Genomic DNA, 12686 nt, shown 5'->3' with positions numbered 1-12686 from the left:
CTTTGGATAACAAAAATACACTGCTTTGTTGGCACTCAAAAAGAGCTGGGGTTGAGGTATTAGACGAAGCGTTAAAGCGGCTTAAGAATCGTAAAGTTTATGTTGGCAAAGTAATTGTTCTTACTCAGTCAGCTGGGGATAACAGTCTGTACAAAGAGCATGAATTTGGCGATATACAGATTACCTTTCGAACTGTAGCTATCGAGAACCCAGCTGATCACAACGAAATTTATCACGCAATAGAGTCTGAGATTATTCCAGAGCTAAAGCTTGAACAGAATCTTCATATCAATGTATCGCCGGGAACTCCGGCGATGCATGCGGTTTGGTTGATTCTTCATGCTCGGGGGCATTTTCCACGCGAAACAATCCTCTGGTCGTCACAATATAACCCCGATACCAAAAGAACCAGCATTGCCAAAGTTGATTTCAGTGTAAATACGTATTTGGCAGAGATCTCTGCTATTTCAAGTTCAGAGGGCGGTTACGCCCTTTACGATTTAGACCCTAAATCAAAAGCAAGGCAGGATGCATTACAAACGTTAAAGCAGTTTTCTTGTGTTCCCAAAGCTCCGTTACTTGTACTGGGTGAACGTGGTACAGGGAAAACGAGGCTAATTGAAACCGTTGTCGGTAAGGTAAAGCAAAAGCAGGTTGTTACGCTTGCATGTGGAGGACTAGATTCTCAAGTGGTTGATAGTATGTTGTTTGGCCACGTAAAAGGTGCCTTCACTGGGGCGGAGAAGGATCGCAATGGACTTTTGAAAGAAGCAAATGGAAAAGTTTTGTTTTTGGATGAGATACAAGATTTACCAACTTCTGTTCAGCGAAAGCTGGTTCGAGTGCTTCAAGATAACCATCACAGTTTTCGTCCTGTTGGAAGTGACACTGAGGAAACATCAGACTTCGAGCTAGTTTGTGCGAGTAATAAATCGCTTGAGCAATTGGCAACGATACTCGATGCTGATTTCTTTGATCGTGTATCCATGCTCACAATAACAATACCTCCACTTCGTGCATGCAGAGAAGATATTCTGTCGGATTGGCAAAGAATCTGGCAGGAAGTTAATGTTAACCCCAATCTGCCTGCGGAAGCTCCGGTGTCAAATGAATTAATCCAGTTTTTTAACTCGGCATATTTACCAGGTAACTTACGTGACCTAAAAAAGCTGGCATACATGTCTTGTGCGTTTTTGAGCTCTCAAACTACAGAGTCGGCAATCTCTAGCTCATTAGCTGCGTTGGGCGAGCCTGTTATCCAGGAGGATAGTCCTGACACAAGGTTTGCATTTGGTGATTTATCCAAGACAACTAAGGATGAGTTAACGAAAGCGTTTCATAAGGAATTTGCAACAGCTGCCAAAAAGCAATTCGGTACATGGGTTAAAGCCGCGGAAGCATTAAAGGTGGATCAAAAAACTTTGCAAAAGTATATGAGAGACAATTGAGTTATTTTAGTGTGTGATTGTTTTCATTAAGATTTGGTGTTGGTGCTGCTTAGCAAGACGACAAATTCTTCAATCTATCTAACCGAGTCCACATAGGACAACTGCATAGACTGGAGCCTCGATTTACATTAACGAGGACTCCTCATGCGAAAACTATCTCCAATTATTCTGGCGCTTGCGCTGTCTCCTTTGGTTCAAGCTGAACCTGTGTCTGAAGTGTCGCCCGTTGGCAAAATTGACGGCATGGTTTCTTTACCTGTCACGGGTATGAAAGCGGTCGAAAGCAATGGCCGTATTGTTTTCATGTCAGACAGTGGCCGGTTCGTCATTGATGGCACGCTCTATGATGCCTGGTCCAAAAAGCCGCTTACCAGCCTTGAAGAAATTCGTGAAGCGGGGAACACGCTGGACTTAGGTCGTCTTGGCCTAAAAATGGATGATTTGAATCCACTGACGCTGGGTGAAGGCAAAAAGAAAGTGGTGGTCTTTGTTGACCCACGATGCCCGCACTGCCATGAGCTTTTGAAACAAGCTTTACCGTTAACCAAAGAATACACCTTCCAAATACTCCCTGTGCCAGTGCTTGGTCCTGATTCAGAGCGTCAGGTTCGCCAGCTTGGCTGTGCGCGTGACAAAAAAGCGGCCACCGATGCATTGCTGAATGGCCGGATTGGTAACCTAGAACAGGATGATGCCTGCAACTTAGAACCAATGCAGCGTACCTTGGTGACGGCTCAAATCCTGGGCATTCAAGGTGTGCCTTTCATCGTCGCCAATGATGGTCGCATCAGCCGAGGCCGTCCTTATGATCTTTCTGCTTGGTTGGAGGGGCGTTAATGAAAGCCTCTCTGTATTCAGGGCAACGCGCTTCAGAGCTCTTGCCAGTATTGGCCTATTCCGACGATGAGCAACTGTTTTTCATGGAAGACCAGAGTGTTGGCTTTGGTTTTCTATGTGACCCATTGCCTGGTGGTGATGAGTCTGTTGCAGACAGGGTTAATGTTCTACTCAACAACGACTGGCCAAAAGACACTTTGCTGCAATTTGGCCTGTACGCCTCGCCTGATATTCAAACCGACCTTCAGCGCATGATGGGCTTACGGCATCGTCAATCCGATCCATTGCTTAGGGCGTCGATACGCAAACGTGCGGATTTCCTCGATGGGGGCACGGTTCAATCGATAGAAGAATCGACCCAGACTCAGGTACGCAACTTTCAACTGATCGTCACCTGCAAATTGCCTTTGGAAAGTCCTATACCGACGGAGCGTGAGTTGAGTCGAGCATCCGCGCTTCGAGCTTCTTTCTCTCAGGCGTTGGCAACGGTTGGTTTTCGCGTCACTGAGATGACTGACCGAAATTGGCTCGCGGCATTAAGTGCGCAACTTAACTGGGGAAAAGATGCTTCTTGGCGTAATCCATCTCCAATCCGCAGTGAGGCAGATAAACCACTTCGAGAGCAAGTGTTGGATTATGACCGAGCTATCAAGGTGGATAGCCAAGGTCTGATGCTGGGTGATTACCGAGTTAAAACCTTATCGTTTAAGCGCTTGCCTGAGCGGATCTGGTTTGGTCATGCCGCAAGTTTTGCGGGCGATATGATGACGGGCAGTCGCGGCTTACGCGGCAGCTTTTTGCTAAATGTCACCATTCACTTTCCTTCAGCCGAGGCGATGCGATCTCGTTTAGAGACGAAGCGTCAATGGGCGGTCAATCAGGCTTATGGCCCGATGCTCAAGTTTGTGCCGGTGCTGGCAGCCAAGAAAAAGGGGTTTGATGTTCTTTTTGAAGCCTTGCAAGAAGGTGATCGTCCTATTCGGGCAAATATGACCTTAACGCTGTTTTCCCCGACGGAAGAGGCGTCCATCAGCTCTGTTTCAAATGCTCGAACTTATTTCAAAGAACTCGGGTTTGAGCTGATGGAAGACAAGTACTTCTGTTTGCCCATTTTCCTGAATGCCTTGCCATTTGGTGCCGACCGCCAGGCGATGAACGACTTGTTTCGATTTAAGACCATGGCGACACGACATGTGATCCCACTGTTGCCTTTGTTTGCAGATTGGAAAGGCACGGGCACGCCAGTGATTAACTTTGTTTCCCGCAATGGCCAGATCATGAGTGTGTCCCTTTATGACTCGGGCAGTAATTACAACTGTTGCATCGCGGCGCAATCGGGATCGGGCAAGTCATTCCTGGTGAACGAAATCATCTCCTCCTACTTATCTGAAGGCGGGCAATGCTGGGTAATTGATGTTGGCCGCTCTTATGAAAAGCTGTGTGAAGTCTATGATGGTGAGTTCTTACAGTTCGGGCGGGACAGTGGCATTTGCTTAAACCCGTTTGAAATCGTTGAGGACTATGACGAAGAAGCGGATGTACTGGTTGGGTTATTGGCCGCAATGGCCGCACCTACGCAGTCATTAACCGATTTTCAGATGGCCAACCTAAAACGTCAGACCCGTGAACTGTGGGAGAAAAAAGGTCGTGCCATGTTGGTTGATGATGTGGCAGAGGCTTTAAAAAATCATGAAGACCGACGTGTGCAGGACGTGGGTGAGCAGCTCTATCCGTTTACGACACAGGGCGAATATGGCCGCTTCTTTAATGGTCACAACAATATTCGCTTCAAAAACCGATTCACCGTTCTGGAGTTAGAAGAGCTCAAGGGGCGTAAGCATCTGCAACAAGTGGTGTTGCTTCAGCTTATCTACCAAATCCAACAGGAGATGTACTTAGGTGAGCGGGATCGTCGCAAGATTGTGTTCATTGACGAAGCCTGGGATCTGCTGACTCAAGGTGATGTCGGTAAGTTTATCGAGACGGGTTACCGTCGATTTCGAAAATATGGCGGCAGTGCTGTAACAGTAACGCAGTCGGTCAACGATTTATACGACAGCCCTACAGGTAAAGCCATCGCTGAAAACTCGGCCAATATGTACCTGCTTGGCCAAAAAGCCGAAACCATCAACGCGCTCAAAAAAGAAGGCCGTTTGCCATTAGGTGAAGGCGGCTACGAATACCTGAAAACGGTTCATACCGTCACGGGTGTCTATTCCGAGATTTTCTTTATTACCGAGATGGGCACCGGGATTGGCCGCCTTATCGTCGATCCGTTTCACAAGCTGTTGTACTCGTCCCGTGCAGAAGATGTAAACGCGATTAAACAGTTAACGCGCAAAGGCCTTTCTGTTGCTGATGCCATCTCTCAGTTGTTGAAGGAGCGAGGCTTTGACTGCTCCCCTCCCTAAAGGAAGGGGATTCTTGTTTCAAGGCGTTATGCCCGAAGTTCATTAGAACAATCGGGACTTACTTACGCTCCACAAGCTAACACCGCTTGCCCAGCGGCTTTGATATTAATAGCGGCATTGGTATCACGGTCTAAGCGCGCTTCACACGCTGGACAAGTCCAATGCCTTATATGTAACGGTAGAGAATCAACTACGTGACCACAGCAATTACAACGCTTACTAGACGGATACCACTTGTCAATCTGGACAAGTGTTCTGCCGCGCCATTCTGCTTTGTACTCAAGCTGCCTAACCATTTCGCCCCAATTGGCGTCACCAATGGCCTTAGCAAGTCGCGGATTCTTGACCATGTTTTTAACGCTCAAACTCTCACAGCTAATCACTTGGTTTTCGTTTATCAACGTAGTGGTGAGTTTGTGGGTAAAGTCGCGGCGGCAGTCGGCAATCTTCGCCTGAATGCGAGCAACTTTGATTCTGGCTTTGTGGAAGTTGGCAGTTCCTTTCTTCTTCTTGGAAAGGCGGCGTTGCGCCTGAGCCAATTTCTTCTCGTACTTTGCAGTATGGCGGGGATTGCCAGATTTAAACCCGTCAGCGGTAATCACAAGGTCGGTCAAACCCAAATCAATACCCGTTGTCTTTTTGGTAACAGGCAGTGGTTTAGGCTCGAAGCGGCAAAGCATAGACACGAAGTAGCGGCCTGCACTGTCTTTCGAGATAGTGACGGTAGTTGGTTCGCTAGGAAGTTCACGCGACCAGCGAATATCAAGCGGCTGTTTGGACTTGGCAATGTAGATATTGCCATCTTTGAACTTAAACGCCGACTTCGTGAATTCTGCGCTTTGCTTGCTGCGCTTCTTCTTAAAGGCTGGATACTTCGCCCTTCCTTCAAAGAAGTTCTTAAACGCAGTTTGTTGATGGCGCAAAGATTGTTGGAGCGGTACACACGACACGCTGTTAAGCCATTCAAACTCAGTTTGCTTCTTGAGTTCGGTCAGCTTAGAGCTTGCCGTGTTGTAGTTAACCTTTTTGCTTTCGTTGTAGAAAGCGTCGGTACGCCATTTAAGGATCGCGTTATAAACGAAACGCACACAGCCGAAAGTCTGCGCAAGCAATTGAGCCTGTTCAGTCGTTGGGTAAAAGCGTTGTTTAATAGCGATCTCTTTCATAGTTCACAAGAATACAGTTGTTTTTGTGAAAGTAAATATTAACATTAACCAATCGGGTAGTTTTTGCTCCTTCGGAGCAACCGCTATCCCTCCTCGCCCTAGAAGGACGGGGTTTCTCGCGGGATTTAGATGAATAAGACCACGCTTTGGCCATTTATGGCCTCTATTACTTTGTCTATTGCTGGTAGCGGTTTAATGACCAGCTGGCTTTTAATGAAAACACTCGAACCCATCCACAGCCAGTTGGCGTTAAGTACGCCCATTGCAGTCGTGGATTTTGGGGATGCGGTGTTGTCACTGGGTCCTAATGCCAGCGAACAAGACATCGAATCCAGGTTGCTTCAGACCAATCAGCAAATTGAAAAGTTAAAAGCAGCCGGTTTTATCGTGCTGGATGCCCAAGCGGTGGTTGGCGCTGATGATTCTGTTTTCGTGCCAGTAGGCTCAAAGGAGGTGTCTCATGCAGATACTCCGTAAAAGAATGCCTTGGCGGCCATATCTCATCCGGCTGACCATTCTTGCGTTAATCATGGCCTTGGTAGGCACCTATGCCATGATGCGCTACCGAATAGGTATTGATACCCAGCAAGAGCGCTGCCTTCCTGATACCACGGTATATCTGATTGACTTATGGAATAAAGAGCCCGTTAAGGATGGTCTGTATGCCTTCCACTCAAAAGGACTCGCTCCGTTATATAACGACGGTACTCGGATGCTGAAACGCCTAACAGGGATGCCAGGGGATGAAGTCAAGGTGACGCCTGAGCATGTGCTGGTGAATGGTGCTGAAGTCTCTACCGGCATGGCATTAGCCCAGCGTCTTGGTGTGGCTGAAACAGAATTTAGCCGCTCATTGACGCTGCAAGAAAACGAGTATTGGTTTTCCGGTGAGGCCGCAACGAGTTTCGACTCCCGTTATTGGAATGCCGTTAAGCGCGAGCAGATTGTCGGTCGCGCTTGGCCGCTTTGGTAGGAGGTGGATGATGAGAAGACTATGCCTCTTATTTTTGTTGGTTGCTCCATTGGCTTGGGTGCAAGTGTCCTGGGCACAAGAGCCTTATCCGTTGTCTGACGAGGACAAAAAGATCGTCGAAATGAGCCGCAGCATTTTACAAAGTGCTGTGGATGGTGCATCTGAATTTATAGAGCCTTTTGCACCGGTTGAACAACCTGCGTCGCTCAAACACAGCGATGAATGGTTGATATTTGCGTCGTCCTCACTGGGAGATTCGTCACTGAAGCAGCTTTTCAAAGAGGCCAGTGCTACCGGCGCTATTGTGTTGTTTCGGGGAATTCCTGAAGGAAAGACCTTGGGGGCAGCTATCCGTGATTGGCATACCCTGATGACGGGGCTTGATCCTGTTCCTCAGGTTCGAATCGATCCGAAAGCCTTTGTGCACTGGCGGGTGACTAGCGTGCCTGCCATTTTTCGCATAGACGATGACAAGGTGACTGCAAGTGCACTAGGGGTTTACAGCAAGGACTGGTTGCAACGCCAAATTGAAACCGGCAATACCGGTTCATTGGGTCAACGCGGTCCGATTCATTCGATTTTAGAACCGGATTTGATGCAAGTGGCGATGCAGCGATTACAGTCGATTGACCTGGGCGCATTAAAGAAAAAAGCCATTGAGCGTTTCTGGTCTCGCCAAACATTCACTGACTTACCCAAAGCCACGCAGTATCGGATAAGAACGGTTGATCCAACCATCGTCATGCAGCGGCCACTATTGGATGCCAATGGCCGAACATTGATCCCAGCAGGAACGCGTATTAACCCGCTCAAAGCCTTGCCATTTACTCAGCAGCTCGTGGTGTTTAATGCGTCGAACGCTGAAGAAGTGGACGCAGTAGCGCATTGGCTTGAGACGCAAGATAGGACGCTGCGCCGCATTACGCTTATCACCACGCAGCTCGACCGTGCCCAAGGCTGGAATCGCCTCAATGCGCTCGAAAAGACATTGGATAGTCCGGTTTACCTTCTCAATGCCTCGCTAAAGCAGCGCTTTGATCTGCAAGTCACCCCATCGTTTGTTCAAGCAAAGGGGCTCGCGTTTGAAATAGAAGAAATTCCAGCAAAGGAGCTTGTTCATGAAAAAGCTCAATAATACGTATCGTCTGATGCGGACTCTCGTTGTCATGTTTGTCCTAAGCGCCTCTATTCCTGCAAAAGCCGAATTGACTTGCCCAGACGCGGGGTTATTGTCCGGCAAGTTGCTGACGGATGTTTGCTGGTCATGCATTTTTCCTATCCGGGTTGCCGGTCTTCCTCTTGGCTCTGGCAATGTCCCAAGCGGCGCATCAAATAAGTCATTTTGCTTATGTGAAGACAACTTAGGCGTGCCAAGGCCAGGTATTGTTACCAGTATGTGGGAGCCAGCGCGTTTGATTGAACTGGTCAGAACGCCAGGTTGTTCGCCTTCACTGGGAGGGATTCGCTTACCGTTAGGTGATAGGCGATTGCAAGGTGGTCATGGTGAAGGTGAATACGATACCGGCGATCTTGCGTTCTACCATTACCATTATTACGCCTTTCCGCTTTTGGTCATGCTTGATTTGTTCATGGATGGCAATTGCAATGCCGATGGTTACATGGACTTTGACTTGATGTATTTGTCGGAATTGGACCCAACATGGCTTAACGATGAACTGGCCTTTTTTACTCAGCCTGAAGCGGCTGCTGTTGCTAATCCATTGGCTATTTCGGCTTGTACCGCTGACGCTGCTTCATCAACGCTTGGTAAACCCATCGATCAGTTGTTTTGGTGTGCTGGCAGTTGGGGCCATCTCTACCCGTTATCTGGCCACACCTTAGCCTTTGGCTCATTAGCAGAAAACACCAGCCATTTAGCGGCGCGTGCAATCGCGGCTCAACACAGGCGTGGTCTTGCTAGGCGAACAATGGGGAACAGTGCGCTATGCCGACCTGTTATCGAACCCATGCTGCCGAAATCCCAATACAAGATGAGTATGTTCTTCCCTGTACCGGAAACTGAAAGTGCGCATGTCATCGGTGAAAGCACCATGAAATGGGGAGAGTGGCGAACGATCCCCGGTGCCGGTGAAGATGCGCTCTACATTTTGTGGCGCTGGCAAGACTGCTGTAACTCGGGAGGTTAACCATGAAACCAACACTTTTTACCCGAGTTTTAGCGGGTATTTTATCAATCACTATGGCGTGCCTGCCCTTACATGGTGTGGCCGCTGATGTGCAGCGCCAATCCGGCCTAAGCGGACAACAAGAAGGTAAGCAATTGCTGCAAAACTGGACGATGCCCGCACTCAATGGCAATACATTGTCGGTGCCGAATGGCAGTGGTAATGAGTCCATTAACTTGCAAGAGCTTTTCCCTGGTATGGATCAGGGCTCATTGGATGTCTTAACGGGCGTTTATGGCTCTGATGCCAGCATGAATCAATTGGGGACACAGCGCCAAGAGAGCATGGCATCCGAAAGTGGCGCTACGGGTGAAGCATTTCGTTCGCTACAGCAAATCAAAGACAGGTCTCGGCCAGATATGGTCAATGATCCGCTTTGGGCATTAACTGATGCGGTTCAAACTGACCCCAATCTATTAACCCAAAGCTTCCCCGGCTGTGAGTCTCAAGGTGAAGGCAGCCCAAATTACCAGCAATGTGACAGGCTCAATACAGCGGTTAACAGCTGCACTATTACTCACGATTACACGGCAGGCATTATTGAGCATGTTTCTGGACCGATGAACCTTCGCTCTTGTGGTGAGGGGTGTCTTGAAGTTTGGATTGGACGAATTGGCGACAACTACTGGAGTGGCCGTTGTAAAGTGTTTGAACAGGCCATCACACTCAAAGTCGTGAACCCCGATGCGATTACCTCAGCCGTTCTTGAGTACGCTAAATGGGATGACTACATGCAAGTTTGGCTTGGCGATCAGAAAGTCTGGTCTGGGCCGAACAATAACTTTCCACCAGAAACGTCAGGTCGCTGCGAGCTCAGTACCAGTTGGGAGCGCAATCCAAATACCGATCTCACTGCCAGGCTAAAAGCGGTAGAACCCGGTTTAGAAGTGCCGGTAAAAATTCGCGTATCGGTTACGGGTAGTGGTGAGGGGTATGCACGCATCAAGGTGCGCTTTGATCCAACCAAGGTAGTGATGAATGATAGTTGGTCGCCACAATCCTGTATCGAACAAGCAGCGGATATCCCGACGAAGTTTTCAGACTACAGCATTCAATGCACGGATCAGCCTTCTTCAACCAACGGATGTACGGTGGTCAATGGTGTTTCAGTTTGTGAATCCTACTTTGCCCCTAGCCCTGTGGCTGGCATATCGCCTTTGTGTCGGCGTGTACAAGTCAGTGTGGATGATGAAAGCTATAAGGGGATTGAAAATCAGGCCTGCCAAGTGCTTGAAGCGAATCCTTCCTGTGGATTCATGTCGTCAGAATGTGCCGAGACCAATGATAAAGGTGAATGCATTCGTTTTACCGATACCTATGACTGTGGATTGCAAACCAGCGATCCAAAGTGTGTGGTATCTAACCTTATGCCAAGTAGTTTTGAGGCCTGTGAGCCTACTCAGACGATTACGCCATTTACTGAAACCAAGCATGTACCGGATTACCAGGTGTGCGAGAAGATCAGCACGCTTACTGAGTGTCAGTTAGAACGACGTGTATCCGCTGAAACTCATCAACAAAGCTGGTCTATTGAGCGTGGTTGCTTTAGCTCTGAAACGCTCAGCTTTGTTCCACAGCACAGCAGTACTATGCAAACTGGGAACGCGATACTGAGAATTTTTGATAATCAAAATACTGAGATAAAAATTACCGAGTCGCCATCCAAGGCAAATGGTTGGAAAACGACACTCTCACTGACGGGCAATAAGGAAACGGTGACTGAGACGAAACCGTCCATTAAATACCCTGAAATGACGTGTCCAAAAGGAACCTTGGTTGGTTCATTGTGTAAAGTCGCCAATGGGTCGATTATTTCGTGGCATGAACCTCAGGAAGTTACTCGTTCCAGATGTGAATCCGGCTGGAACAAAGTCGATTTCGATACTTGCAGCCGAGAAGTTCAGAAGTGTTCGGCTCCTGCGAAACTGAGCGCTTCATTGACCTTCTCTGGCAAGTACTTAGAACAGGACGTTGTTCATCAATCAAGTGATCCGGGCATAGACCAATGCTTGATGCAAACGGATCAGTTTACTGCCGTGCAGTGGCAGTGTTTGGATACGGGCACAAAACGAATCGACGGGTTAACGGTTGGTAGTGGCGAGTTGGCCAATCTTGGAAGCCTTTATCCGGCGGTTGTTTCGTCTCCTGCTCATTTAACCAGTCGTGGCAGTTCTGATGGACTCGGGCTCTCATGTTGGAGGGCAAAAGCGACCTACAATGCTTCGACTGCTCATCCAGAGTTCAACATGGGCAGCTCAGACAGCTGGGTAGATGCCAATGGTAATACACAAACCATCGTTAATAACGGACAAAACACGACCACCAATACGTGCGCCGCGCTAGAGCAAAATCCGGCATGCCAGTATGTCAGAACCGAATGCACTGAAGGCGGGGCTGGTCATGAAGACTTCTGTTATATCCAAAGTTTGGTGTATGACTGCGGACAAAGCGTCGAAGTGCAAAATGCACGAATGGAAACTCAATACAACTGTGAGGGGCCAGTTCGCTGCATGGGCACAGATTGTTTAGAGCCAGAGTCAATCAAGCAGGCTAACTTTGCAGAGGCCGCTGCGATGCTTAATGCGGCGCAGTTTATGACCAATGATATGTCATGCACGGGAGCTGATGGCCAAGATAACGTCGAGTGTACGGTCTTTAAAGGTAATGCTGGCCAGTGCAAAAAAGCCGTTGGCGGCATAGTGGATTGCTGTGAAAAGCCAAGTGGCGTGTCGCTATCGGACTACATCACGATGATAGTGGCGGTCAACAAGCTTGATACGGCAGTCATGGCCATGAATCCGTCTTCGGCAATCTATGGTTCGTGGAATACGCTTAGGGAACCAATAACGAGTACCTGGAGTGCGGTTAAAGAGCCTTTTGTGTCTGCATGGGACTCTCTCATGGGGGCTGGTCCATCAACGGCTGCTGGCGCGGGAGCGGAGCAAGCTGCGACTGGCTTTATGCAGGTGTTGACTAACAAGACGGCTGAATGGGTAGGTACGACCTTTGGTTCGGGGGCGCAATCGGCACTGTTTAGCAACGTTGGTGGCGCGGTTGGAGCCGATGGTGTCGTTTCGGGTGGTAACTTTGCCCTAGGGGGCGCTGCGGGCGCGGTTCTGAGTACGGTTATGACGGCCTACATGATTTATTCAGTCACCATGATCCTCATTCAGCTTATCTGGAAATGTGAGCAGAGTGAGTTTGAGATGAACGCCAAGCGGGTATTGAAGAGTTGCCACTATGTAGGTTCTTACTGCAAGTCTAAGTTCTTAGGTGCCTGTGTTGAAAAACGGCAGTCATATTGCTGCTTTACTTCGCCACTTTCACGGATCATTCAAGAACAAGTACGTCCTCAATTGGGCCTTGGTTGGGGCAGTGCCAAGTCACCAAACTGTGAAGGTTTGACCGCGAGTCAGTTAAACCAGGTAGATTGGAGCCAAGTCAATCTGGATGAGTGGATAGGTATCTTATCGATAACAGGCAACCTACCCGAAGTACCGTCACTGGATCTGGAACGACTCACAGGCTCAGGAAGTACGCTAAACGTTGATGGAAACCGTCAAAGTGCCGCAGACAGAGCCATTGACCGGCTAAACGGAATGGATGCTCAGAAACTGCGTCAGGAGGCGACGGAAGAAATTTCGGGAAATAATTGAGCACGTCCT

The 12686-nt window shown here is 48.6% G+C and carries 9 protein-coding genes; 8 read left to right on the top strand and 1 reads right to left on the bottom strand.

Going from position 1 to position 12686, the window contains the following annotated elements:
- Positions 1-2 precede the first annotated feature (2 nt).
- The 3 genes from IE199_RS06310 (at position 3) to traC (ending at position 4696) form a co-directional block, all read left to right on the top strand.
- Positions 3-1448 (top strand): sigma-54-dependent transcriptional regulator, encoded by a 1446-nt coding sequence (locus IE199_RS06310; RefSeq protein ID WP_086597837.1) that lies wholly within the window; start codon positions 3-5, stop codon positions 1446-1448.
- Positions 1449-1592: 144 nt separating this feature from the next.
- Entirely contained in the window at positions 1593-2285 is a 693-nt protein-coding gene (locus IE199_RS06305) for a DsbC family protein (protein ID WP_008305510.1), read from the top strand.
- Positions 2285-4696 (top strand): type IV secretion system protein TraC, encoded by a 2412-nt coding sequence (traC, locus tag IE199_RS06300; RefSeq protein WP_008844786.1) that lies wholly within the window; start codon positions 2285-2287, stop codon positions 4694-4696. The genes IE199_RS06305 and traC overlap by 1 nt, the downstream gene beginning before the upstream one ends.
- Positions 4697-4758: 62 nt before the next feature.
- On the opposite strand, the gene IE199_RS06295 is transcribed toward traC, so the two are convergent.
- Entirely contained in the window at positions 4759-5862 is a 1104-nt protein-coding gene (locus IE199_RS06295; RefSeq protein ID WP_032479266.1) for an RNA-guided endonuclease InsQ/TnpB family protein, read from the bottom strand.
- Positions 5863-5991: 129 nt separating this feature from the next.
- Between IE199_RS06295 and IE199_RS06290 the strand changes: the two genes are divergently transcribed.
- The 5 genes from IE199_RS06290 to traN are packed head-to-tail and all read left to right on the top strand — an operon-like array spanning position 5992 to position 12677.
- Positions 5992-6339 carry a hypothetical protein gene (locus tag IE199_RS06290; RefSeq protein ID WP_008305502.1) on the top strand — a complete coding sequence of 116 codons (348 nt, stop codon included), beginning with the start codon at positions 5992-5994 and terminating at the stop codon, positions 6337-6339.
- Positions 6323-6835, top strand: coding sequence for a S26 family signal peptidase (locus IE199_RS06285; protein WP_169666767.1), 513 nt, complete (start codon positions 6323-6325; stop codon positions 6833-6835). The genes IE199_RS06290 and IE199_RS06285 overlap by 17 nt, the downstream gene beginning before the upstream one ends.
- 7 nt (positions 6836-6842) lie before the next feature.
- Complete coding sequence (locus IE199_RS06280; protein ID WP_350438526.1) at positions 6843-7970, top strand: TrbC family F-type conjugative pilus assembly protein; 1128 nt, start codon at positions 6843-6845, stop codon at positions 7968-7970.
- Positions 7971-8001: 31 nt separating this feature from the next.
- Positions 8002-8982 carry a TraU family protein gene (locus IE199_RS06275; protein WP_008305499.1) on the top strand — a complete coding sequence of 327 codons (981 nt, stop codon included), beginning with the start codon at positions 8002-8004 and terminating at the stop codon, positions 8980-8982.
- Between the two features lie 2 nt (positions 8983-8984).
- On the top strand, positions 8985-12677 hold the full coding sequence (gene traN, locus IE199_RS06270; protein ID WP_189768301.1) for a conjugal transfer protein TraN: 3693 nt from the start codon (positions 8985-8987) through the stop codon (positions 12675-12677).
- The last annotated feature ends 9 nt before the right edge of the window (positions 12678-12686 follow it).

This window comes from Thalassotalea marina (assembly GCF_014656435.1).
Lineage (GTDB): Bacteria > Pseudomonadota > Gammaproteobacteria > Enterobacterales > Alteromonadaceae > Thalassotalea_C > Thalassotalea_C marina.
This window is presented reverse-complemented; position numbering and strand designations above follow the sequence as displayed.